The organism is Microbispora sp. KK1-11, from assembly GCF_006874435.1.
Classification (GTDB): domain Bacteria; phylum Actinomycetota; class Actinomycetes; order Streptosporangiales; family Streptosporangiaceae; genus Microbispora; species Microbispora catharanthi.
The window spans coordinates 183,100-206,970 of the sequence record NZ_VIRJ01000015.1; the positions used below are offsets into that span (position 1 = coordinate 183,100).

A 23,871-nucleotide genomic window follows, 5' to 3' on the forward strand; every position below is an offset into this window, starting at 1 on the left:
ACCTGGCCTCCCGGCGCCTGGGAGCCGTTCTGCTGCTGCGCCTGCGGCGGGTAAGGAGCGGCGCCCGGCGCCTGCTGCCACGCGCCGCCCTCCGGGCCGCCCCACCCCGTCGGACCGTACGGCCCCGGCGCCGCGCCGGGAGATCGCGATCCGTCCGGCGAGCCGGGCACAGCCTCCGGTTGCGGCGAATACGGCGGCCCTGAATAGGGAGAACTCTCCCCGGGGGGATCTTGGGGAGGGTACTGCTGCGCCACGACTTTGCCCCCTTTGTGGATTTGGGGCAAAAGAATACTGAAATCTCATCCATCACGGATGTAGCAGATGTCGGGCACGATGTGTAATCGACCGGCGTGATCTCTGCGATGTTCCGGAATCGCCGGGCTCGTCTGCCCTAGCGTTTTTCGCATGAATCTGCAGCAGCTCCGTTACGTGGTCGCCACTGCGGAGCACCGCACCATGACCGATGCCGCCAGATCGCTCTATATCGCGCAGCCCGCTCTGTCCCGCGCGATACGCGACCTGGAACGTGAACTCGGAATGACGCTTTTCGCGCGCTCGGGCCGCGGGGTCGTCGTGACGGCCCAGGGACGCCGGGTCGTGAAGCTGGCCCGCGAGGCACTCGACGCGGTGGCCGAGATCGAGGCTCTCGCGACGCAGGGCAACTCCTCCGGCGCCGAATTGCGGATCGCGTCCACGCCGAGCCTGGAGCCCGGTCTCGCCGGGCGCCTGCTGCCCGCCTACGCCGCCGAGCATCCGGGGATCCGGGTGCACATCGTGCGGTGCGAGGGCCGGGAGGGGGTGGTCAGCGCGGTACGCGAGCAGCGCGCCGATCTCGGGCTGACCGACCTCCCGGTGCCCACCGACCTGGTGAGCCACCCGCTCGAACGCCAGGAGATCGTGCTGATCTCCCCGCCCGGCCTCGACCTGCCCGATCCCGTCCCCGTGGCCCGCCTCGACGGCATGCGGCTGGTGCTGCCCGCCCCCGGCAGCCCCCGCCGCAGGGAGTTCGACCAGATCTTCGCCACGTACGGCGTCCGCCCGATCCCGGCCCTCGAGTCCGACGAGCGGCGGGGCTGGCTGCGGACCGTACGGGAGGGGCGGGCCTCGCTGCTGTGGTATCGGGGCATGGCCGAGCAGGCGGGCAGGGCCGGCCTTGTGGTCCGCTCGCTCGACCCCTCGCTCCGGAAGATCATCGCGGTCGTGCACGCCCGGCGGCGGTTACCCGCGATGGCACAGGACTTCGTGGCCCTGGCCGAGGGCGGCTCCGCGGCGTGAGCGCATGCCGTGCGATTGGACCGTTCCACGACCGCGGCCCGCGGCGGGCACGCGATAGGACGACGTCCACCTAGTACGCTGGCGGCGATGTCCACTACGCCGATGCCCGCCGAGGCGCCCGGCCTGTCGGCCGTCCTGCGCCTGCGCGGCCGTGCCTTCGGTCCCGGCGACTTCGCGGTCATGGCCGTGGTCAACCGGACCCCCGACTCCTTCTACGACAGGGGATCGACCTACGCCTTCTCCGCCGCGGTCGACGCCGCCTCCCGCCTCATCGAGGAGGGGGCGGACATCGTGGACATCGGCGGCGTGAAGGCCGGTCCCGGCACGGAGGTCGATCCGGCCGAGGAGATCCGCCGCGTGGCGGAGGTGGTCGCCGCGGTGCGCGACCGGCACCCCGACGTGATCATCAGCGTCGACACCTGGCGGTCGGAGGTCGCCAAGGTCGTCGCCGAGGCCGGGGCCGACCTGCTGAACGACACCTGGGGCGGCGTGGACCCCAAGCTCGCCGAGGTCGCCGCGGCGTACGACATCGGCCTGGTGTGCGCGCACGCCGGGCGGGTGGAGCCGCGCACCCGGCCGCACCGCATCGCGTACGCCGACGTGGTGGCCGACGTGGTCGCGTACACGACGGACCTCGCGGAGCGCGCGGTCGCCGCGGGAGTCCGCCGCGACGCGATCCTGATCGACCCGGCTCACGACTTCGGCAAGAACACCTGGCACTCGCTGGAGGTCAGCAGGCGGCTCGGCGAGCTGGCCGCCACCGGATGGCCGGTGCTGGTGGCCGTCTCCAACAAGGACTTCGTCGGCGAGACGCTGGGCGGCCTTCCCGTGGACGAGCGCCACGCGGGCACGCTGGCCACGCTCGCCGTGTCGGCGCTGCAGGGCGCCCGGGTGTTCCGCGTCCACGACGCGGCGAGCGCCCGTACGGCTCTCGCGGTCGTCGCCCGCCTCGGCGGCGCGCTGTCCTGACCCTCCAGGGGCCCGGCACGCCCAGTGCGTCGTCCCCTGAGGTTCACTGCCTTCGACGAGAAGGGCCTGGCCGTCCCGAGCCCTCAGCGGGCCGGAGGCCGTCCCCGCCTGATCGGTGACGACGACGTCGCGTTCATCGTCGCGACGGCCTTGGTCTAGAGGTCGATGACGACCTTGCCGTGCACGTGCCGGCCGGCCTGAAGCTCGGCCGCGCGGCGGATCTGCTCGACCGGGAAGCTCGCCGCGATAGGCACCCGGAGTCGGCCCGCCGCGACCAGGCGGGCGACCTCTTTCAGGGCGCCGGGGGCGGCGTTCGCGCCGTTGGCCGCCGACACTCCTTCGACGTGCGCGGCGATGGTGCAGATGCGGCCGTCCGGGACGGCGAGTTCCCTTGCGGCGTGCACTGTCTCCGTCCCGTGCAGGTCGATGGCGGCGGTGACACCGCCGGGAGCGAGGGCTCGGACCCGGTCGGCCAGGCCGTCGCCGTAGGCGACCGGCTCGGCTCCGAGATCGCGCAGGAAATCGGATGATGTCGCCGATCCCGTCCCGATCACGCGCGCTCCTGCGATCCGGGCCAACTGGACAGCGAACACCCCGACCCCGCCCGCCGCGCCGCCGATCAGCACGGTGTCGTCCGGACCGGGGTCGACCACGGCGAGGGCGGCGGATGCCGTGCGCCCGGCGATCGTGAGGGTGGCGGCGGTGCGGTCGTCGACGCGGTCGGGAGTGTGATGGGCCTCGTTCGCCGCGATCCCCCCGGCCGGGTCGACCACCACGAAGTCGGCGACCGCGCGGGACAGGGCGCCCCCGAACACCCGGTCGCCGGGCGCGAAACCGGTCACCCCGTCACCGACCTGGTCGACCACTCCCGCGTAGTCGGTCCCGAACCCGGCCGGGAGGCTCAAGCCGAACCGGGCGGCGGTGTCCGCGTCGGCGGTCATGATCCAGTCCATCGGGTTCAGACCGGCCGCGGTGACCCGCACGCGGATCTGTCCCGGGCCGGCCTGCGGAGCGGGAACGTCACGGATGTCCAGGACGTCGGACCCGCCGAATGAATCGAGCCGGACCGCCCTGCTCCTGCCCGTCGACCGTTGATCGCTCTGTTCCTGCATGTACGCCTGTCTCCTTGGGGATGGAGGGAACGCCTTGAAACGGACTATGCTCCGTTTCCATGGATGACCCTAACACAACCGGAGCGTGATCCGTTTTGACTGAGGCGGAGATGCGCGCGCCACGGGCGGACGCAACCCGTAACCGCGACCAGTTGCTCGCGGTGGCGACCCGCGTGTTCGCGTCGGCTGACGCCGAGCCGTCGATGCGTGCGATCGCCCGCGAGGCCGGAGTCGGCATCGCCACGCTCTACCGGCACTTCCCCACCCGCGAGTCGCTGGTCGACGCGGTCTACCGGGACCAGGTCGCGCGGCTGACGACCGGCGCCCGCGAACTGCTCGGCCAGCTGCCCCCGGCCGCGGCGATGCGGCGCTGGATGGACTTGTTCGGGGACTGGATCGCGACCAAGAACGGCATGCTCGACACGCTGCTCGCGATGATCGAGTCGGGCGAGATCGCCCATGCACAGACCCGGAGCGAGCTACTGGCGGCCATCACCACGATTCTCGACGCCGGTCGCGCGGCGGGCGACCTCCGCTCCGACGTCAGCGCCGAAGACATCGCCGCCTCCCTCATCGGCATCTTCACCGTGGCCTCCCGGCGCGAGCAGGAAGCCAAGGCCGGTCGCCTGCTGGACCTCCTGATGGACGGCCTCCGGCCCGCCGCCCGGCCTGCCTGAGCCCGGATCGAGGCGGCCAGTACTCCAGTGACACATCAGGACGTCGCGGTGGCGGGCGTTGACGTTGCGCCGGCGCAGGCAGGCGTGCAGGGCCGGGCCCTGGCACGGTTTCCGGCAGAGCCCGGGGCGCCAGCGGAAGCAGGCGGGCCGGACTGGCCGCGATCAAAGCGGTGGACAGGGCGCTCGCGCCGTGACTAACGTGTCGGCCATGTCGAGCCCCGAGGCGTCGAGACGCTAGCCACCGGTCATTCGGTGGCTGACTCGTCGTACCGCTGAGCTGTCGCACCGCTCGTCTGGCGCGCTGAACCGCCGCGGCCGGCGCCGCCCGGCGTTGCCGTATGGGGACTCCCGCACGCGATCCGCGCCGCTGCGCGGTTCCTGTCACCGAATCACCGTCGTACGGGCCGTTCGTCCCGGGCCCCGCGCACGGTCGCCCCCGTCATCGAGTGCTTCCGTCGCCGGACCCCGGGTTCCCTCGCGCGGTGATCCCGCGTGCCCGGCCGGACGCTCCCCTCGTCGTCCGGCTGTGGCCCGCCGTGTCGCCGCGTCCTCATCGACCGTTCGCGATCCTTCGTGGGCTTTCGCGACCTCTTCGACGCGGTGTGGAGCTGTCATGCCAATCGCCATCTACATGCTCGGACTGGCGGTCTTCGCCCAGGGGACCTCCGAGTTCATGCTGTCGGGCCTGGTGCCCGACATCGCCCGTGACCTGCACGTGTCCGTCCCGGCCGCCGGGGCGCTGACGTCGGCCTTCGCCGTGGGGATGATCGTGGGCGCGCCGCTGACTGCCGTCCTCAGCCTGCGGTGGCCGAGGCGGCGGGCGCTGCTGGTCTTCCTGACCGTCTTCATGATCCTTCACGTGGCCGGCGCGGTCACCACCGACTTCGGCGTTCTGCTGGCCGCCCGCGTCGCCGGAGCGCTGGCCAACGCCGGGTTCCTGGCCGTGGGTCTCGCGACGGCGACCGCCATGGCCGGGCCCGGCGCCAAGGGCCGGGCCGCCTCCGTACTGCTCGGCGGGATCACGCTCGCTTGCGTCGCCGGGGTGCCGGCCGGCGCCGTGCTCGGCCAGATGTGGGGCTGGCGCTCGGCGTTCTGGGCGGTGGCGGTCGTCTCGGTGCCGGCCGTCGTCGCGGTCGCGCGCGCCGTTCCGGCCACGCCACCGGACGCGGCCGTGCCCGACGCGCGGCGGGAGTTGCGGGCGCTGCGCCGGCCCCGGCTGCTCGTGACCCTGCTGCTGGGCGCCCTGGTGAACGGCGCCACTTTCTGCACCTTCACCTACCTCGCTCCGGTGGTCACCGACGTCGGCGGCTACGGCCGGCAGTGGGTGCCGGTGCTGCTGGCGCTCTTCGGCCTGGGGTCGTTCGCCGGGGTGTCGATCGGCGGCCGGATGGCGGACAGGCGGCCGATGCGGCTGCTGGTGCCCGGCGGCCTGGCCCTGCTGGCCGGCTGGATCGTGTTCGGCGTGGCCGCGGGCGACGCGGCGGCGGTGTTCGTGCTCGTCTTCGTGCAGGGCACGCTGTCCTTCGCCGTCGGCTCCACGCTGATCGCGCGGGCGCTCTACGCTGCGGCCGACGCGCCGTCCCTGGGCGGCTCGTTCGCGACCGCCGCCTTCAACGTGGGCGCGACCGCCGGGCCCCTGCTGGGCGGGGCCGCCATCGAAGCCGGTCTGGGCTACCGATCTGCGCTGTGGGTCAGCGCGCTGCTGGTGGCGCTGGCGTTCGCCGTGGCGGGGCCGGCTCTGGCGGTGCGAAAGGCCGGCGGGAACGGCAGGAGAACGCCGTCTCCACGCGATGCCGTCCGCTGAGCACCGGCCCGCGACCTCGAAGCAGGCGCGGACGGCGTCGCAGTCGCGCGAGCCCCGCGCGGGGCCGGTGAAGACCTCGCCGTCAGTCGTCGTCAGTCGCCGTCCTCGTGCCTCCCGGCCCGGTCGCCGGGCACAAATCCCCGTATCCAGTGCCTGGGCGCGGGCATGATCGACGCGTCACCCTTGACGCTCTTCCAGATGGCCTGGTTGAAGACCTGTTCGTCGATCTGGTCCTCCTTGCCCAGGCTCTGCTCGGCGGACTGCGCGGCCATGGGAGCGTCCGCGCCGTTCACCTCGGCCATCGTGCCGGGCCGGATCGCCTTGTACGGCGTGAAGGCGGGCTTGTTGGTGAAGGACCCGGTCATCGGAGTGGCGTACGCGTCGAACTGGGTCAGCGGGCGCAGCCCGGCGAACAACTCGATCGTGCGGAGCATCGACGCGGTGCTGTAGAAGGTGGAGTCCACCCGCCCGGTCTGGGTATAGGGGCTGATCACCAGGGCGACCGTGCGGTGCGCGTCGACGTGGTCGGGGCCGTTCTGGGAGTCGTCCTCCGTGACGAAGACGGCGGTCGACTTCCAGTATCTCGAGTGCGACACGCTCTCCACGAGCTTGCCGAGCGCCCAGTCGTTGTCGCCGACGTACGCCCGCGGGGTGGGCGAGCCGGCCCTGGTGCCGGCGGTGTGGTCGTTGGGCAGGCGCACGAACTCCACGGCCGGCAGACCGCCGTCTGCCACGTACCGGTCGAACTCCCGCTTCCACTCGGTGAACCGGTCGGTGGGGCCGCATATGGCGGCCCGGGGCTCGAAGGAGCCGGGACCGTCGGGGCAGCCGAGGGCGAACCCGGTGAAGGCGTGGTCGGTGTGCGCGTCGAGCACCGGGTCGCCCGCGACGAACCGCCGCTTGGAGCCGCGGGTCACGTAGAAGCCGTAGTTCCGGAACGAGACGCCGGCCTTGGCGAGCCGCTGCCAGATGTAGGCGTCGTCGGGCCTCTGGGGGGCGATGGCCGGGTCGTCGCTCTCCGAGGGGTAGGAATGGTTGCGGCCGGAGTAGTTCGCGGGCCATCCCTGCTCGGAGTAGGGGTTGGAGTTGGCGGCGACCACCCAGTTCCAGCCCTGCGCGCTGACCTCGGCGTCGGCGTAGAAGTTGTCGATCGTGACGAAGCGCCTGGCCAGGGCGCGGGCGTTCGGCGCCGACTCGTCGCCGAAGAGGTTCAGCGAGGGGTCGCCGTCGCCCTTGCCGATGCTGCCGAGCTCCTGGTCGAACGTACGGTTCTCGCGCACCACGTAGATCACGTGCTTGATGGGCGAGGGCTCCCTGGCCCGGCGCGGCACCACGCTGGAGGCTGCCCCCGGCGTCGTGCCGCCGCCCGCGCGGTGGAAGCCGTTGTCGGCGTCGACCTGGCGGGTCCACTTGGCGAGCCGGTCCTGCCGGATCGGCAGCGAGATCCGGGACAGCGTGCCGACGATCATCGTCCCGGAGTACCGGCCGGGGGAGACGGAGGGGGCGTAGGGGTCGGGACGGCCGGGACCGTCGTTGGGCCCGGCGCCCAGGCCCTTGGCGTTCGTCACCAGCAGCCGCCCGCCGAGGGACACCACAGCAGTCGGATACCAGCCCGTCGGGATCAGGCCCCTGACCCCGCCCCGGGCGGCGTCGACGACGGCGACGTCGTTGTTGCCGGAGTCGGCGACGTAGAGCGTTTTCCCGTCCGGGGACAGCGCGAGCGCGTCGGGATTGCTTCCGACCCGCGCCCCGCGGTACGGCGCCAGGCTGATGGTGCGGATCGTCCTGCCGGCCGTGGTGTCGACGACGCTCACGTCGTCGCTGTCGCCGTCGGCGACGTAGAGGAGGCTCCGCGCCGGGTCCAGGACCGACTGGTTGGGGTGGGTTCCCACGGTGATCGTGGACAGGACCGCGGGCTCGGCCGCCGTCAGGTCGAGCACGGAGACGGTCTCGGCGCCCTGGTCGGTGACGTACGCCCTGGTGCCGTCCGGGCTGATCGTGACGCCGTACGGCGCGTGGCCGACGGCCACGGTCCTGCTCGTCCCGTCGGCGAGTGTGATGACGGTGGCCGCGTCGGCGAGGTGATCGGCGACGACCAGCCTCGCGCCGTCGGGGGTGACGGCGATCTGGGCCGGATAGGGATTGATCGTCTGGCCGTCCGGGTTCGTGACGGGCAGCGGGATCGGCGTGGTCTCGGTCAGCCGGTCTCCGGCGACGGTGTACACACGGATCTTGTTGTTGCCGCCGGCGCTGACGTACGCCTTCGTCCCGTCCGGGCTGAAGGCCGCACCCGCGAACACCGCCTGGGGCGAGGCGTACCGGATGGTCTGCCGCACGCCGCCGTCCCGCGGGGAGACCACCTGGACGGACTGGACGCCCTGGCCCGCGTTGACCACGAGCACCGCCCGCCCGCCCGGGAACGGCTTGGCGACGAGCGGAAGGTCCCCGAGCCTGCTCTGCGAACCGGCCGGGGTGACCCGGTATCCGACGGGAATGACGGCGGTGCCGTCGTCTTTTTCGACGCGGGGCCGCGGCCCCGCGTCGAACACGCCGGCACCGGCGGTCGCGACGCCGATGCCCAGCAGCGTGACGCCGGCCCCGGCGATGAGGGCGCGGGTCACCGCTCCGTGACCACGCATACCGACTCCCTTCCCGAAGACGCGTACGGGACGGCAGGGAGCGACCGATAAGTACAACGAGCGGCCGGCCTGGTAGCCGGGCATGACCCGCGTAACGGTTCGGCGAAGAGTGCGTCGACTCCTCAGGAGTACAGGACCGACAGGAACCGGACGAGGATCGCCTCGCGGGTCGCGGCCGGCAGCGCGTCGAGCACGGCGTTCACGACCGCCATTCCGGGCTGTCCCGCCGCGGTGAGGTCGATCCCCACCGACGCGGCGAGCTCGGCGAACGTGGCGTCGTCCAGTGAGTCGAGGTCGAGGGACGCGATGAGCTCGGGCAGGCCCTCGGGCACATCGGCCGGCCCCCGTCGCCGGGCGGCCTCGGCCGCCTCCGCGATCACTTCCAGCATCGCGTCCACCCCCGCGAGGGTCACACCGGTGACCGTCACGTGGATGTTGGCCGGGATCCCGGCGTACGACAGTTGCGGCTGGAGGAACCAGCCGAGCCGGCGCGCCTCGTCGGCGAGCACGAAGACGTCCACCTCGGCGGAGCCGGCGATGGCGACCAGGGCGGCCTCCGGCTCCCCGAGCACCCGCAGTCCGGGGATCTTGCCCACGCCCTCCGCCAGCCGCCGGGTCGCCTCCAGCGTCCTGCGGCCGAGCTCCAGGTAGCCCTCCCTGCCGAGGGCCTGCAGGGTTGCCCAGGCGCCGCCGAGCGGCCCGGCCGACCGGGAGCTCTGCACGGTCGCGTTGATGATCGTGTAGCCGGGCCAGGCCGCGGAGGCGAAGTAGGCCCGGCGGCGCAGTTCCGCGTCGCGGAACAGCAGCACCGAGGCTCCCTTCGGCGCGTACCCGAACTTGTGCAGGTCGCACGAGATCGAGGTGACGCCGGGCACGCCCAGGTCGAAGGGCGGGATCGCCGCGCCCGCCTCGCGCAGCCACGGCAGCAGCCAACCGCCGACGCAGGCGTCCACGTGGCACGGCACGCCGCGCGCGGCGGCGAGCGCGGCCACCTCCTCGACCGGGTCGACGACACCCTGCGGATAGGACGGCGCGGAGACCACCGCCAGGGCCGTACGGTCGTCCAGTGCGGCCTCGAACGCCGGGACGGAGGCCCGGTAGGTGCCGGGGTCGACCGGGACCGGCACGATCTCCATGCCGAGGTAGTGCGCCGCCTTGTGGAACGCCGGGTGCGCGGTGACCGGCAGCACGACCCGGGTGGCGCCGGGACGGGCGTCGCGGGCGGCCTTCACGGCCAGCATGATCGACTCGGTGCCGCCGCTGGTGAAGATGCCCGGCGCACCGGGCCGTCCGAGCAGCTCGGCGACGGCCCCGACCACCTGCCGCTCCAGCGCGACCATGCTGGGGAAGGCCGTCGGGTCGAGCATGTTCACTTCGAGCATCTCCGCGTACGCCCGGTGCGCGGCCTCGTGCACCTCCGGCAGCCCGGTGTCGTAGACGTAGGCCGTCACCTTGCCGCCGCGCACCGGCAGGTCGGCCTCCTTCAGGGCGGTCAGCTCGGCGAGCAGTTCGGTGACGGGCCTGCCGTACTCGGGAAGCATGAAACTCCTCAACGTGCCAGGGGGAGCCGGACGACGGCGCGCAGTCCGGGGGAGGCGTCCTCCAGGTGGACCGTACCGCCGTGAGCCTCGACCGTGGTGCGCACGATCGCGAGACCGAGCCCGGCCCCGCCGTCGTCGCGGCTGCGGGCGTCGTCGAGCCGGGTGAACCGGTCGAAGACCCGCTCCCGGTCCTCGGGCGGGATACCCGGCCCGTCGTCGGTGACGGTGAGCTCGGCGGCGCTCCCCTCGGCGCGTACGCCGATCCGGATCGCCGACGCTGCGTGCCGCAGGGCGTTGTCGACCAGGTTGGCGAGCACCCGCCGCAGGTCCAGCGCGTCGCCCAGCACGACGGGAGACGCACCGGGCGCGAGGTCGAGGCCGAGGCCGTACCGCTCGGCCGTACGGCGGGCCATCTCGGCCAGGTCGACCGGTTCCCGCCGCCCCAGGCGGCCCTCGTCGAGCCGGGCGAGCGCGAGCAGGTCCTCGGCGAGGCGGGACAGCCGGAGGGTGTCCTCGAGCACCCCCTCGGCCGTCTCCTTCCAGTCCTGTCCCTCCGGGTGGCTGAGCGCGACCTCCAGCTGGAGCCGGATGCTCGCGAGCGGGCTGCGCAACTCGTGCGCCGCGTCGGAGACGAGGGCCCGCTGGCGCGCGTCGGCCTCCTCCAGCCGCCCGAGCATGTCGTTGAGGGTCGTGGCGAGCGCGCGGACCTCGTCGCGCGCCTCGGGCACCGGCAGCCGCCGCGACCGCGCCGTGGCGCCCACCTCGGCCGCGCCCCGCCGCAGCAGCGCGATCGGCCGCAGCGTGCGCCCGACGACCAGCCACGAGACCGCCGCCAGCAGCGCGAGCAGGAGCGGCACGCCGGCGATCAGCACGTGCCCGATGGTCACCAGGCTGCTCTCCACCTCGCCGAACGACCGCGCCACGATCACCGTCACGCCGCGGTCCGCGCTCAGCGCCCGCACCCGCAGCGGTCCCGGCAGGGCGTACGGCCGGCCGTCCAGGAAGCGGGGCGCGCCGGTGCGCACGGCGGCCTCCCGCGCCTCCGCGGGCAGCAGGGGAACCAGGCGGTCGGTGTTCGGGGTGGCGTCGACGATCCGCCCGTCCCGGTCGAGCACCTGCACGATCGTGTTGTCCACCGAGACGACGGGATCGGACAGCCGGTTCGCGTCGGACAGCGCGACGATCTCACGTCCCCGCTGGTAGACCTGGTCGTCGATGCCGCGGACGAGCGCCTCGCCGAGCACCGCGACGAACACGTACGCCGACCCGGCGAGGGCGAGCGCCAGCACGGCCGTCGCGGCGGCGGTGACCCGGAACCGCAGGCTCTGCCGCCGCCACCACGTCACCGGGCGCGCGAGCACGGCCAGACCGGATGCGGGTGATTTCGGCCCCGGTGAGGTGGACACGGCTCAGCCGCCGTCGCTCGCGAGCCGGTATCCGGCCCCGCGCACGGTCTGCAGGGCGGCGCGGCCGAAGGGCGTGTCGATCTTCCTGCGCAGATACCCGACGTACACCTCGACCACGTTCGGATCGGTGTCGTAGGTGTCCCACACGTGCTCCAGGATCTCCGGCTTCGAGACCACCTCGCCCGGCCGGCGCATGAGGTACTCGAGCAGGGCGAACTCCCTGGGCGTCAGCTCGACCGGCGCCTCGCCCCGCGTGACCTCCCGCGCCGCGGGGTCGAGCGACAGGTCGCCCGCGCGCAGCACGGCGGGCCTGCGGCCGCCGCCCCGGCGCAGCAGTGCCCGGAGCCGGGCCACCAGCACCACGTACGAGAACGGCTTGGTGAGGTAGTCGTCGGCGCCGAGATCGAGCCCGTCGGCCATGTCGTACTCGCCGTCCTTGGCCGACAGCATGAGGATCGGCACCCAGTTCTCCTCCGCGCGCAACTGCTTGCACACGTTGTAGCCGGACATTCCGGGCAGCATGATGTCGAGCACGACCACGTCGTAGTCGCCGATACGGGCCAGGTGCAGGCCCTCGTTCCCGTCGTGCGCCAGGTCGACGGCGAAGCCCTCCGCCTGCAGCCCGCGGCGCAGCGCCGCCGCCATCCGCCGCTCGTCCTCCACCACCAGAACCCGCATTGCCCCAGTGTGGACCCTTCCGGACGTGGGGTGCGGCGAGCCTGAGAGCCCTCTCAGCCCGTCTCAGCGTCGGCACAGGAACGTCCCGGCAGTCTCGGGTCGTCAGGTTTTCCGCCCATAGTGGGAGATGTGAAATGGCGAAGAGAGCCCGCGCCGTGAGGTGGGGAGTGCCGGTGGCGGCGGTGGCCGTGGTGGCGGCTGCCGTGGGGACGGGACCGGTGATCGCGGCGGTGCGCGGCGACGCGTCCCTGCCGGACCGTACGGCGGAGCAGTTGCTGGCCGACGTCGCGCGCACCTGGCGGAGCGGCGGGATGCCGCCGATGTCCGGCACGATCGTCGAGACGGCGTCGCTCGGCCTGCCCGCGCTGCCCGGCCTGTCCGGGGGGCCGGGGCCGTCCGGGGCCTCGGCGGCGTCGCTGCTGTCGGGGTCGCACCAGCTCAAGATCTGGTACGCGGGGGAGGACCGGTTCCGCCTCATGCTGCCGGGGGAGATGAGCGAGACCGACGTCGTCGCCGACGGCGACACGGTCTGGCTGTGGGACAGCGCCGCCAACAAGGCGACCCGTCTCACCGCCCCGGCGGCCGCCGGCGGCAGACCCGAACACCCCTTCCCGCTGCGGTCCGGAGCCGCGTCGCCGTACGCGACGCCGGAGCAGGCGGCGCGGCAGGCGCTGCAGGCGGCCGGGACCGACACCGCGATCAGCGTCGGCGACGACGTCACGGTCGCGGGCCGCGCGGCCTACCAGATCGTGCTGACGCCGAAGTCGGCCGACTCGCTGATCAAGGACGTCCGGGTGGCGCTCGACGGCGAGAAGCTGATGCCGCTGCGCGTCCAGGTGTACACCAAGGGGGCGGCCGAGCCGGCCTTCGAGGTCGGCTTCGAGTCGCTGTCGTTCACCGCTCCCGCGCCGGAGAACTTCTCCTTCACGCCGCCGGCCGGCGCGAAGATCGAGCAGGGGACGGCCACGCCTCCGGCCGGCCACCGGCCGGAGGCGGCCGCCGAGGCGCACGACCGCGGTCGCGTCGTCGGCTCCGGCTGGGACAGCGTGCTCGTCACCTCCCTGCCCGACGTTCCCGCCCAGAAGCAGGACGGGAAGGGGCCTGACGGCGTGGACGTGACCGCGCTGCTCGACGGCCTGAAGGGGGCGGCCACCCCCGTCAGCGGAGAGTGGGGCAGCGGCCGGCTGCTGCGCACGAAGGTGGTGTCGATCCTGATCACCGACGACGGCCGCCTGCTCGCCGGCGCCGTGACCCCGGAGGCCCTCTACCGCGCGGCCGGTGTGAAGGGATGACCGAGCCCACGCACCGCGGACGAGCGGGGGTCGCGGTGGACGCGGTGGACGCGGTGACGGTGGGCACGCGCGCGGGGGCGCCACGGGAGGACACCGGGGCGCCCCCGCCCTCCCCCGAGGGTGCCGGCGCGCACGCCATCGTCACGTCCGGTCTCACCAAGCGCTTCCGCGGCGGTCAGGTGGCCGTCGACGGCGTCGACCTGGCCGTGCCGCGCGGATCGGTCTTCGGCTTCCTCGGCCCCAACGGCTCGGGCAAGACCACGACGATCCGCATGCTGCTCGGCCTGGTCGCCCCGACCTCCGGCACGTGGTCGCTCCTTGGGACGCCCATGCCCGCCGGACTGGCCCGGGCGCTGCCGCGCGTCGGCGCGGTGGTCGAGGGGCCGGCCTTCTATCCGTACCTGTCGGGCGAGGCCAACCTGCGCCGCCTCGACGCGGCCGACCCGTCGGCCGACGCGCGTACGGCGCGGGCCAGGATCGGCGCGGCGCTGGAGCGGGTGGGGCTGACGGCGGCGGCGGGCAAGCGCTACCGCACCTACTCGCTCGGCATGCGCCAGCGCCTGGCCATCGCGGCCGCGCTGCTGGTCTCGAGGGAGCTGCTCGTGCTGGACGAGCCGACCAACGGCCTCGATCCGCAGGGCACCCGGGAGGTCCGCACGCTGATCAGGAGGATCGCCGAGGACGGCACGACCGTCTTCGTCTCCTCCCACCTGCTGAGCGAGGTCGAGCAGATGTGCACCCACGTGGGCGTCATGCGCACCGGCAGACTCGTCGCCCAGGGCCCGATCGCCGCGCTGCGCGCCTCGGGCGAGGAGCCGCGCCTGCGCGTCGAGACGCCGGACGTCGGCGCGGCGGCGGCCGTGCTGGCCCGGGCCGGGCTCGGCGACGTGCGCGCCGCGGACGACGAGGTCACGGCGGTCATCGGCGCCCGGGCGCCGGAAGAGATCTGCGCGCTGCTCGTCGGCGAGGACGTGGCCGTGCGCGGGTTCGGCGTGGTGCGTCCCACGCTCGAGGAGGTCTTCGTCGGTCTGACGGGGGAGGGGTTCGATGTCGGTGCGTGAGAACACGGCGGCCGTGTCCGAGGCCCGGACGGAGGAGGAGGCCACGCCGTCAGGGCGGGCGGAGGCGCGGACGGTGCCACGGGAGGAGGGGCCGTCGGCGCACGCCGCCGGGCCCGCCCCGGGCCACGTGCGGCACCTGACACGGCTGCTGGCCTCCGAGATCGGGCTGACGTTCCGCCGCCCGCGCAATCTCGCGATGCTCGGGGTGCTCGCGGTCGTGCCGGTGCTGGTCGGCGTCGCGGTGCGGGTCGCGTCGGACGGCGACGCGGGCGGCTCGATCATCGGCCAGATCGCCGGCAACGGCCTGATGCTGACCTTCGCGGCGTTCGTCGTCATGATGCCGATCGTGCTGCCGCTGACCGTGGCGGTCGTGGCGGGCGACGCGATCGCCGGCGAGGCGGCGCAGGGCACGCTGCGCTACCTGCTGGTCGCTCCGGCGGGCCGGACCAGGCTGCTGCTGGTGAAGTACGCCAACGTCGTGGTCTTCTGCCTCGCGGCGTGCGCGCTGGTGGCGCTGTCGGCGCTGGTGACCGGGCTGGTGCTGTTTCCTGTCGGACCGGTGACGCTGCTGTCCGGCACGACGATCCCGGCGGCCGACGCCCTGCTGCGCGTCGGGGTGGTCGTCCTGTACGCCGCCGCGGGGATGGCCGCGCTCGGCGCGGTGGCCCTCGCCGTCTCCACGCTGACCGAGGCGCCGATCGGGGCGGTGGCCGCGAGCGTCGTGCTGGTGGTGGTCAGCCAGGTCCTGAGCGCGATCCCGCAGGTGGCGGCCGTGCGGCCGGTCCTGCTGACCTCGTGGTGGGGCGCGTTCGACGGGGCGTTGCGGGCGCCGGTGGCGTTCGACCAGATGGGGCAGGGGCTGCTCGCCTTCGCCGCGTACGTCCTGGTTTTCGGCTCCCTCGCCTGGTCGCGCTTCACGAGCAAGGACATCACGGCGTAAGTGCTGCCCTTTACCGTTCTTTGTCGCTAGTGTTGCCGCGGACCTCTCACCCAAGGCGGTGTTCATGCGGCACTTCTTCGGGCTGCTCCTGGGCGTTGTCGTCGCGGCGGCTCTTCTCCTCGGTGGTGGATGGGCGTCCCAGGAGGCGGTCCGGGGAGCGGCACAGAGCATCGATCCGGCCAAGGACACGCGGATGCTGATCGCCCTCGGCGTGATGGCCGTCGTGGGCCTGCTGCTCGGGCTGGTGCTGGTCGGCCGGGTGTCTCCGCTGGCGACGTTCGTCCCGTCGATGGCGTTGCTGGCGTGGACCGTGGTCTACGTCCTCGACGTGTCGCGCGCCGCGAGCCTCCTGCCCACCGGGCCGTCCGTGCAGGCCGAGTTGCTGCAGGCCGGCCGGGGCATGCTCACGCTGCTGTCCACCGGCGTGTACGGCCTGCTCGGCGTCGCGCTGTTCCTCCCGGTGCTCATGCCGTCCCGCTGGGCCCGTCCTGAGCCGGACGAGGAGCAGGAGGAGTACGAGGAGTCGTTCGGCTTCTGAGATAGAGGTCGGCCACCACCTCCTCGATCGACGTCACGCCGGGCGCTGTCGCCCGCAGGTCGTCCGGGGTGCCGTCGAAGGCCGGCCGGCCGTGGTCGATCAGCAGCACGCGGCGGCACAGCCGTTCCACGTCGCCCAGGTCGAGCAGGTCGCACATCTCGTCGAGCCGCTCGCGGAACCCACCTTGCGATCTACTTTGTAAAGGGGCCGGACCGGTTCCAGGCTGTCCCGGAGCGGCAGGTCCCACCACAGTGTCGTCCGCTGGCCGAAGACGACGCCGATCCTGCGGGCGAGAGCCGTACGGCGCCGGGAGGGATCGAGACCGGCCACCCTGATCCGGCCCGACGTGGGCGTGAGGATCCCGGTCAGCATCTTGATCGTGGTGGACTTGCCCGCGCCGTTCGGGCCGAGGCAGGCGACGAACTCCCCGGCCCCGATGCCGAAGGACAGGTCCCGTACGGCGTGCACGACACGGCGGCGATCACCGGTCGGCGAGGCGGTGGACGAAGCGCAGCCCCGACCACACCTCGTCCACGGCGCAGACCTTGTTGTCCACCAGCCCCTCGGCGAGCCCGAAGGCGCGGACGACGTCGCCCGACAGGTCGGTGGCGACGCCGCTCGACTTCTTGGGCCAGCCCACCCACAGGCCGCCGTCCCGCGCCAGGCGCTCGCGCGCCCGGGGGAACCCCGATCGCAGGGCGGCCTCGTCGGGGCAGAACACGACGATCACGTCATACGGCTCGGGACTTCCGTCGTCCTTGTCGTGGCCGTCGATAGGCAGATTTTGCGGAGCGTTTACCAGCAACACGCGGTGGCCGGGCTTGACACCGAGCTTCCGGGGCAGCGGAACCCCCGAATATCTATTCATAGGTGGCTCATGTCCTGCGACGTTACCCTCTCGTAACACCGCTGTAAGGGGAGTGAAACGTACCTACCGGTAGAACGGATGACCTATTGGGGAATGTCCCTTTTGGGAGGCTTGCATGGGACATGAGCTGAACGTAGACATCCGTCCGGAATATCCGGTCAGTTGGCAGGCCGCCGCGATCAACGGGGTCCTGCGGGGCACCATGAAACCGATCTCCACCATCCTCGTGCGCAACACCACGGGGATGGCCGTGGCCAGCCGCATCATCTGCCTCGGCGAGCGGGTCCCCGGCATCCTCCCCAAGCACGTGTCCATCGTTCCAGACGCGTTCGGCGCGTGCACGGGGGAATGGGTGCACGGCGGGCCCGGCCTGGACGAGGACAAGGTCGTGCTCTACTTCCACGGCGGGGCGTACTTCGTCTGCTCCCCGGCCACCCACCGGCCGATCACCTGGCGGCTTTCGGCCGTCACCGGCCGTCCGGTGTTCTCCCTCGACTACCGCCAGGGGCCGGTCCACTCCCTCGCCGAGTCGCTGACGGACGCGCTCCAGGCGTACGAGTGCCTGCTCGACCTCGGGTACGCCGCCCAGGACATCGTGCTGGCCGGGGACTCCGCCGGAGGCCATCTCACCCTCGCCACGCTGCTGTCCCTCCGCGACCGGGGCATGCCCCTTCCCGCCGCCGGGATCTGCCTGTCCCCCTGGGCCGACCTCAGCTCCAGCCGCCGCCGCGCCAACGTCTGGTCCGACCCCATGCTCCCCGCCGGCCGCGTCGACTGGCTCGCCCGCCGCTGGACCGACGGCCTCGACTGCTTCGACCCCCTCGTGTCCCCCGTGTACGGCGACTACACCGGCATCCCCCCGCTGATGATCGTCACCGGCTCCACCGAGGTCCTGCGCGACGAGGCCCGCCGGGTCGCCGTGAGCGCCCGCGAGAACGGCGTGCAGGTGACCTACGAGGAGTGGAACCGCATGCCGCACATCTTCCCCCTCCTCGCCGACGTCCTCCCGGAAGGCCGCCTGTTCTTCGAGCACGTCTCCCGCTTCCTCGGCGCCGTCCACGCCAACCACCCCGCCTCCGGCGTCGAGGCAGCCTGATCCGGCCGGCCGCCTCCTGAGCCTCTCGATCGGGTCGAGGCGCGCTTTGTGGCATATGAGGCCTATGTGACCTGCGGCTTCTCCGCCCGGCCTTACCTCAGGGTGCTATTGGCCTTACCTCTCATGCCGCTTGGCGCTACTTGAGCGCGTGGCGCGTTCCAAACGGCCACAGTGGCTGTGCGGCACTTCGAGAGAGGTAGCTTCCGTATGGCACGTGGCGGAACGGCTTCCCAGAACGGCATGCCTCCCGGTGTGCGCCCGCTGACCGTGGGCGACCCGGTCGTCATCGGGCGCTACCTGCTGCTCGGCCGGCTGGGCAGCGGCGGAATGGGCGTGGTCTACCTGGCCGAGCATCCCCGCGGGGGGTACGTCGCGCTGAAGACGCCGCATCCGGTGCACCTGGGGGACCCCACGCTGCGGGCCCGCTTCGCCGAGGAGGTCGCGCTCTCCCGGCGCGTGGTGCCGTTCTGCACGGCCGCCGTCATCGAGGACGGTCTCGACGGCGAGCGGCCCTACCTCGTCACCGAGTACGTCCCCGGCCCCGCGCTCTCCCAGGTGGTCGCCGCCCGGGGGCCGCTCACCCCCGACCTCGCGTACGGCGTGGCCCTCGGCACGGCCGCCGCGCTCGTGGCCACGCACGAGGCCGGCCTGGTCCACCGGGACCTCAAGCCCGGCAACGTGCTGCTGTCGCCGCGCGGGCCGTTCGTCATCGACTTCGGGATCGCCCGTGACCTCGACGTCGCGATGGCGCACACGCAGGCCGGGCAGATCATGGGCAGTCCGGGCTGGGTCGCCCCCGAGCGGCTTCGCGGCCACCACGCCATCCCCGCCTCGGACGTCTTCTCCTGGGGCTGCCTGGTCGCGTTCGCGGCGACCGGGCTGCATCCGTTCGGCGCCGGCGACCTCGACGTGCTCACCCGGCGCATCCTGGTCGAGGAGCCTCGGATCGACGCCGTGCCGAGGCTGCTGTGGGCCGGCGTGGCGGCGGCGCTGCGGCGCGAGCCGGCCGACCGTCCCGACGCGGCCTGGCTGCTCGCCTCCCTGCTCGCGGCGGGCGGGGTCCACATGACCGCCGACCCCCGGCGCGCGGTCGCCGCCGTGCTCGACGAGATCTGGCAGCCCGTGCCCTACCCGGCGGGGATCGGCCGGGCCACGCAGGGCCAGCGCACGCGGGGCAGGGACTCCCAGGAAGCGGCACAGGGATCGGCGCCGGGGCCCACACAGGGGCCGACCCAGGAGCCGACACAGGGCAGGGCGGCGCGGCGCCGGGCGGCGCGCTCGCGGGCGCAGGTGTCCCACGCGGGCTTCGCGGCGCTCGCCACCGTGACGATCGCCGCGGTGACAGTGGTGGCGGCGGGCACCGGGTCGGCCCACATGGAGAGAACGGCGGATCCGCCGCCCGCGCTGCCCGTGGTCATGCCCGGCGAGGACAGCGCCCTTCCACCGGAGGACGCGCTCGGCACCGCCCGGCCACCGGTGGTGCCCATCGCGGACGGTGCCCGGCCCAGGGTGACGGTGACGGCGACGCGGACCATGCCGCCGCCCGGGTCGGTGCCCGGGGCGGCGACCGGGCCGGCGACCGAAGACGGCGGACGGACGACCTCGGTGCCCTCGCCCTCGGCGGCCGGAGCCACCCTGCGTCCGCCCGCGGGCGGTCACTGCCTCACCGGGCGGCCGAGAGACTGCCGTTCCGACCGGCCCTCCCCACCAGGGCACCCAGGCCGGCCCGGGCAGCCGGGGCGGCCGGGCCAGACCCGCTCTCCGATCCCGTCGTCGGGGATCAGCCAGGAGCCGCAGTGGGGCGACGGGGAGTCGCCCCCGCCGAGCCCGAGCCCGCCGCCGGAGAGCGGGCCGCCCAGCGTGGTGGCCACGCCCGCGCCGTCCATACCCTGAAACGACGTCCCGATCGGGTGCCTCCATACAGCATGCTGTGTGTCCATGGAAGCAGCTCTCGAACTCGACGACGTGACCGTCCGCGTGGTCGGCCGGGCCCTGGTGACCGGCGCCGACTGGCGGGTGGAGCACGGCCAGCACTGGGTGATCCTCGGCCCCAACGGCGCCGGCAAGACGACGATGCTCTCGGTCGCCGCGGCCGTACGGCATCCGAGCTCGGGGACGGCCACAGTGCTCGGGCGGCGGCTCGGCACGGTCGACCTGAGGGAACTGCGCCGGAGCATCGGCCTGGTCGCGGCGAGCCAGCGGCTCGTGGACGAGTCGCTGCTGGAGGAGGAGGGCGCCACCGCGCTGACCGTCGTGCTCACGGGGCACACCGGGACGAGCGCGCCGTTGTGGGACCGGTACGGCGACGAGGAGCGGGAACGGGCGCACCGGCTGCTGGCGGACCTCGGCTGCAAGGACCTGGCCGACCGCAGGTTCCAGGTGTGCTCGCAGGGGGAGCGGGCCCGGGTCCGGGTGGCCAGGGCGCTGATGGCCGACCCGGCGATCCTGCTGCTCGACGAGCCGTTCGCGGGCCTCGACCTGCCGGCTCGGGAGGACCTGATCGAGGCGCTGGAGGACCTGGCCCGCACCCGCCGAGGGCTCACGACCGTGATGGTGACGCACCACCTGGAGGAGGTGCCGGCCACGACCACGCACGCCCTGCTGATGCGGGACACGCGCATCCTGACCGCCGGTCCCGTGGGTCAGGTGCTCACCGGGCCGAACCTGTCCGACTGTTTCGGCCGGCGGCTGCGCATCGACGCGCTGGACGGCCGCTGGTACGCCCGCGCGCTGCGCGTCTGACCGGCCCCGCGCACGGCGAGGCCCCGCCGCCGATCCGTCAGATCCCCGGGGGTGACCTGCGGATGGGCGGCGGGGCCCGCCACCGACCTGTGTCCGAGATGTCCGCTGTGGTTAGTGAGCCCCGGCGAACTGCGCCTCCTCCGTCGAGCCCTTCAGGGCCGTCGTGGAGGAGTCCGGCGCGACGGCCGTGCTGACCAGGTCGAAGTATCCGGTGCCGACCTCGCGCTGGTGGCGGGTGGCGGTGTAGCCGCGCTGCTCGGCGGCGAACTCGGCCTCCTGGAGCCCGACGTACGCCGTCATGCCCTCCTGGGCGTACCCGCGGGCCAGGTCGAACATCGAGTAGTTCAGCGAGTGGAAGCCGGCCAGGGTGATGAACTGGAACTTGTACCCCATGTGGCCCAGCTCGCGCTGGAACTTGGCGATCGTCGCGTCGTCCAGGTGCTTCTTCCAGTTGAAGGACGGCGAGCAGTTGTAGGCCAGCATCTGGTCGGGGTAGTCCCGCTTGATCGCCTCGGCGAACTCGCGGGCCACGTCGAGGTCGGGCGTGGAGGTCTCCATCCACAGCAGGTCGGCGTACGGCGCGTAGGCGAGGCCCCTGGCGACGCAGGCGTCGACGCCGTTGCGGACCCGGTAGAAGCCCTCGGCGGTGCGGTCCCCGGTGCAGAAGGCGCGGTCGCGGGGGTCCACGTCGCTGGTCAGGAGCGTCGCGGCCTGGGCGTCGGTCCGCGCGATGACCAGGGAGGGGACGCCCGCCACGTCGGCCGCGAGACGGGCCGCGTTGAGGGTCTTGATGTGCTGGCCGGTGGGGATCAGCACCTTGCCGCCGAGGTGGCCGCACTTCTTCTCCGAGGCGAGCTGGTCCTCCCAGTGCACGCCCGCGGCGCCGGCCGCGATCATGGCCTTCATCAGCTCGAACGCGTTGAGCACGCCGCCGAAGCCGGCCTCCGCGTCGGCCACGATGGGCGCCAGCCAGTGCGGGGCGTCCTCGTCGCCCTCGGCCCAGCTGATCTGGTCGGCCCGCAGCAGCGCGTTGTTGATCCGGCGGACCACGGCGGGGACCGAGTTGGCCGGGTAGAGGCTCTGGTCGGGGTAGGTGTGGCCGCTGAGGTTGGCGTCGGCGGCCACCTGCCAGCCGGACAGGTAGATGGCCTTGAGGCCCGCCTTCACCTGCTGGACCGCCTGGTTGCCGGTCAGTGCGCCCAGGGCGTGGACGTAGTCCTCGTGGTGCAGCAGGCCCCACAGGCGCTCCGCGCCGAGCCGGGCCAGCGTGTGCTCCTCCTGCACCGAGCCGCGCAGGCGGACCACGTCCTCGGCCGTGTAGGTCCGCTCGACGTTCGTCCACCGCGGATTGGTGTCCCAGTCCTGCTGCAGCCGCTGGGCGGCTGCGGTGAGGCGATCCGACATCTCCGGTCACTCCCTTGTTGCGTACGTTGTCGTCACCTGGGGCTTGCTTCCGAGTTTGTGTCGATATCAAGACACTCACAAGGAGGCGTCAGTCGAAAGAAGCCCAAATCTTCCGATCTAAGGAAGACTGGCGGGTATTCGACGGTGAAGAAACGCAGAGTTTTCGCTGTGGACTAGACCAATCCGTGTGGGGTGGATCACGCACCGCTGGAAGAAACGCCGATTTTCCGCATAAGATCGGGTCATGACCTCCGTTCTGGGCGAAGAACCGCTGTCTTTGACGCAGGAGCTCGATCTCCTGGCCTTCGGTCAGCGGCTCAAGCACCTGCGCAAGCAGCGCGGTCTCACGCTCTCCGAGCTCGGCGAGCGGGTCGGGCGTGCGCCCAGCCAGCTGTCGCTGCTCGAGAACGGCAAGCGCGAGCCCAAACTCTCGCTGCTGAAGTCGCTGGCCGCCGCGCTGAGCGTGCCGGTGGAGGAGCTGCTGCGCAGGCAGGCGCCGAACCGGCGGGCCCAGCTCGAGATCGCCCTGGAGGAGGCCCAGCGCGACCCGCTCTACGCGGGGCTCGGGCTGAGCCGGCTGAAGGTCTCCTCACGGGTGCCCAACGACGTGCTCGAGCACATCCTCGGCCTCTTCGAGGAGCTCAAGGCCAGGGAGGCGAAGGGCACGGCCACGCCGGAGGAGGCGCGGGCGGCCAACGCGGAGCTGCGGCGCAAGCAGCGCGAGCTGGGCAACTACTTCGAGGAGATCGAGAAGGCCGCCGCCGAGGCCCTGACCGCCGTCGGCTACCGGACCGGCGCGCTGTCGGAGAGCACCGTCCAGGCGCTGGTGTCGCACTTCGGGTTCGCCGTGCACACCGCGCCCGACCTGCCGCGATCGGCGCGCTCGGTGACCGACCTGCGCAACCGGCGCATCTACGTCAAACGCCAGCAACTGGGCATGCACACGCCGCGTACCGTGCTGCTGCAGACACTCGGGCACATCGCGCTCCAGCACCACAAGCCGCGCGACTTCGCCGACTTCCTGCGCCAGCGGGTGGAGGCCAACTACTTCGCCGCCGCCGTCCTCGTGCCCGAGGCGGCGGCCGTGCCCTACCTGCGGGAGGCCAAGCAGGACAAGGCGCTGTCGGTGGAGGACCTGCGCGACGTGTTCGCGGTGTCCTACGAGATGGCGGCGCACCGCTTCACCAACCTCGCCACCCGCCACCTCGACCTCGTCTGCCACTTCGTGCGCAACGACGCCGGAGGGATCATCTACAAGGCGTACGAGAACGACGGGATCGTCTTCCCGGCCGACGAGCAGGGGGCGATCGAGGGCCAGCGGATGTGCCAGCAGTGGTCGGGCCGCCAGGTGTTCCTCTCGCCCGACCGGTTCTCGCTGTACTACCAGTACTCCGACTCGCCCACCGGCACGTACTTCTGCGTCGCCCACGTGGACCCGTCGCAGGAGAAGGACTTCGCGATCACCCTGGGCGTGCCGTACCGGGAGTCGCGGTGGTTCCGCGGGCGCGAGACCACCCACCGCACCAAGTCGAACTGCCCGAACGGCGAGTGCTGCCGCCGCCCGCCTGCCGAGCTCGCGCAGCGCTGGGAGGGCTACGCCTGGCCGTCGGCGCGCGCCAACTCCCACGTGCTCGCCGCGCTGCCGCCCGGGTCGTTCCCGGGTGTCGACGAGGCCGACGTGTACGCGTTCCTGGAGCGCCACGCCGCCCACGGCTGAAACGCTGTCACTCCCGAACGCGCCGGAGACGGTCGTCTCAGCCGGGTGAGGGAGAAAGCCGTGGTTCCCTCCCGGTGACAGAGGCAGAAAAAAGTGCCTTCTGCCGCCGGCC

General features: G+C 72.7%; 20 protein-coding genes and 1 pseudogene. 13 read left to right on the forward strand and 8 right to left on the reverse strand.

The genetic code is table 11. The annotated features are described in order from the left end of the window. The first annotated feature begins 405 nt into the window (after positions 1–405). The 3 genes from FLW16_RS22375 to FLW16_RS45300 all read left to right on the forward strand — a co-directional run bounded on the left by FLW16_RS22375 (position 406) and on the right by FLW16_RS45300 (position 2,403). The gene (locus FLW16_RS22375; protein ID WP_142562056.1) at positions 406–1,275 is read left to right on the forward strand and encodes a LysR family transcriptional regulator; all 870 of its coding nucleotides are present in this window, start codon (positions 406–408) and stop codon (positions 1,273–1,275) included. 87 nt (positions 1,276–1,362) lie between these two features. Further along, positions 1,363–2,244 (forward strand): dihydropteroate synthase, encoded by an 882-nt coding sequence (folP, locus tag FLW16_RS22380; RefSeq protein ID WP_142562057.1) that lies wholly within the window; start codon positions 1,363–1,365, stop codon positions 2,242–2,244. A 24-nt stretch (positions 2,245–2,268) separates the two neighbouring features. Next, a complete protein-coding gene (locus FLW16_RS45300) occupies positions 2,269–2,403 on the forward strand; it encodes a hypothetical protein (protein WP_260615474.1) in 135 nt (44 codons plus the stop codon). Here FLW16_RS45300 and FLW16_RS22385 read toward each other — a convergent pair. Beyond that, on the reverse strand, positions 2,400–3,356 hold the full coding sequence (locus FLW16_RS22385) for an NADP-dependent oxidoreductase (protein ID WP_142562058.1): 957 nt from the start codon (positions 3,354–3,356) through the stop codon (positions 2,400–2,402). The two genes, FLW16_RS45300 and FLW16_RS22385, sit on opposite strands and share 4 nt — an antisense overlap. Positions 3,357–3,466: 110 nt before the next feature. On the opposite strand from FLW16_RS22385, the gene FLW16_RS22390 reads away from it, so the two are divergent. Further along, positions 3,467–4,033 (forward strand): TetR/AcrR family transcriptional regulator, encoded by a 567-nt coding sequence (locus FLW16_RS22390; RefSeq protein WP_221891220.1) that lies wholly within the window; start codon positions 3,467–3,469, stop codon positions 4,031–4,033. 613 nt (positions 4,034–4,646) lie between these two features. Beyond that, complete coding sequence (locus tag FLW16_RS22395; RefSeq protein ID WP_142562060.1) at positions 4,647–5,837, forward strand: Cmx/CmrA family chloramphenicol efflux MFS transporter; 1,191 nt, start codon at positions 4,647–4,649, stop codon at positions 5,835–5,837. 92 nt (positions 5,838–5,929) lie between these two features. Here FLW16_RS22395 and FLW16_RS22400 read toward each other — a convergent pair whose 3' ends face one another. The 4 genes from FLW16_RS22400 to FLW16_RS22415 all read right to left on the reverse strand — a co-directional run bounded on the left by FLW16_RS22400 (position 5,930) and on the right by FLW16_RS22415 (position 12,101). After that, positions 5,930–8,476 (reverse strand): bifunctional YncE family protein/alkaline phosphatase family protein, encoded by a 2,547-nt coding sequence (locus tag FLW16_RS22400; protein ID WP_142562061.1) that lies wholly within the window; start codon positions 8,474–8,476, stop codon positions 5,930–5,932. Positions 8,477–8,598: 122 nt separating this feature from the next. Further along, complete coding sequence (locus tag FLW16_RS22405) at positions 8,599–10,017, reverse strand: aspartate aminotransferase family protein (RefSeq protein WP_142562062.1); 1,419 nt, start codon at positions 10,015–10,017, stop codon at positions 8,599–8,601. Between the two features lie 8 nt (positions 10,018–10,025). Further along, on the reverse strand, positions 10,026–11,378 hold the full coding sequence (locus FLW16_RS22410; RefSeq protein WP_260615475.1) for a cell wall metabolism sensor histidine kinase WalK: 1,353 nt from the start codon (positions 11,376–11,378) through the stop codon (positions 10,026–10,028). Positions 11,379–11,426: 48 nt separating this feature from the next. After that, positions 11,427–12,101: a response regulator transcription factor gene (locus tag FLW16_RS22415; protein ID WP_142562063.1), complete on the reverse strand. Its 675-nt coding sequence runs from the start codon at positions 12,099–12,101 to the stop codon at positions 11,427–11,429. A 134-nt stretch (positions 12,102–12,235) separates the two neighbouring features. On the opposite strand from FLW16_RS22415, the gene FLW16_RS22420 reads away from it, so the two are divergent. The 4 genes from FLW16_RS22420 to FLW16_RS22435 all read left to right on the forward strand — a co-directional run bounded on the left by FLW16_RS22420 (position 12,236) and on the right by FLW16_RS22435 (position 15,932). Further along, the gene (locus FLW16_RS22420; protein ID WP_142562064.1) at positions 12,236–13,393 is read left to right on the forward strand and encodes a DUF2092 domain-containing protein; all 1,158 of its coding nucleotides are present in this window, start codon (positions 12,236–12,238) and stop codon (positions 13,391–13,393) included. Continuing rightward, positions 13,390–14,454, forward strand: a complete 1,065-nt coding sequence (locus FLW16_RS22425) for an ABC transporter ATP-binding protein (protein WP_142562065.1) — start codon at positions 13,390–13,392, stop codon at positions 14,452–14,454. The genes FLW16_RS22420 and FLW16_RS22425 overlap by 4 nt, the downstream gene beginning before the upstream one ends. Then, on the forward strand, positions 14,441–15,394 hold the full coding sequence (locus FLW16_RS22430; RefSeq protein ID WP_142562066.1) for an ABC transporter permease: 954 nt from the start codon (positions 14,441–14,443) through the stop codon (positions 15,392–15,394). The genes FLW16_RS22425 and FLW16_RS22430 overlap by 14 nt, the downstream gene beginning before the upstream one ends. 64 nt (positions 15,395–15,458) lie before the next feature. Further along, positions 15,459–15,932: a hypothetical protein gene (locus FLW16_RS22435; RefSeq protein WP_142562067.1), complete on the forward strand. Its 474-nt coding sequence runs from the start codon at positions 15,459–15,461 to the stop codon at positions 15,930–15,932. 40 nt (positions 15,933–15,972) lie between these two features. Here the strand turns inward: FLW16_RS22435 and FLW16_RS45305 are convergent. Both FLW16_RS45305 and FLW16_RS22445 read right to left on the reverse strand, forming a co-directional pair. After that, positions 15,973–16,400 (reverse strand): annotated as a pseudogene (locus FLW16_RS45305) (ATP-binding cassette domain-containing protein); the annotation flags it as partial. A gap of 13 nt (positions 16,401–16,413) precedes the next feature. Continuing rightward, complete coding sequence (locus FLW16_RS22445) at positions 16,414–16,800, reverse strand: DUF3052 domain-containing protein (protein WP_142562068.1); 387 nt, start codon at positions 16,798–16,800, stop codon at positions 16,414–16,416. Between the two features lie 115 nt (positions 16,801–16,915). On the opposite strand from FLW16_RS22445, the gene FLW16_RS22450 reads away from it, so the two are divergent. From FLW16_RS22450 to FLW16_RS22460, 3 genes are all read left to right on the forward strand, one after another. Then, a complete protein-coding gene (locus tag FLW16_RS22450) occupies positions 16,916–17,896 on the forward strand; it encodes an alpha/beta hydrolase (protein ID WP_142562069.1) in 981 nt (326 codons plus the stop codon). A 207-nt stretch (positions 17,897–18,103) separates the two neighbouring features. After that, positions 18,104–19,789, forward strand: coding sequence for a serine/threonine-protein kinase (locus FLW16_RS22455; protein WP_142562070.1), 1,686 nt, complete (start codon positions 18,104–18,106; stop codon positions 19,787–19,789). A 45-nt stretch (positions 19,790–19,834) separates the two neighbouring features. After that, a complete protein-coding gene (locus tag FLW16_RS22460; RefSeq protein WP_142562071.1) occupies positions 19,835–20,638 on the forward strand; it encodes an ABC transporter ATP-binding protein in 804 nt (267 codons plus the stop codon). A gap of 111 nt (positions 20,639–20,749) precedes the next feature. On the opposite strand, the gene aceA is transcribed toward FLW16_RS22460, so the two are convergent. Continuing rightward, positions 20,750–22,042: an isocitrate lyase gene (gene aceA / locus FLW16_RS22465; protein ID WP_142562072.1), complete on the reverse strand. Its 1,293-nt coding sequence runs from the start codon at positions 22,040–22,042 to the stop codon at positions 20,750–20,752. Positions 22,043–22,286: 244 nt separating this feature from the next. On the opposite strand from aceA, the gene FLW16_RS22470 reads away from it, so the two are divergent. Then, positions 22,287–23,759, forward strand: a complete 1,473-nt coding sequence (locus FLW16_RS22470) for a helix-turn-helix domain-containing protein (protein ID WP_260615476.1) — start codon at positions 22,287–22,289, stop codon at positions 23,757–23,759. Positions 23,760–23,871: the final 112 nt, after the last annotated feature.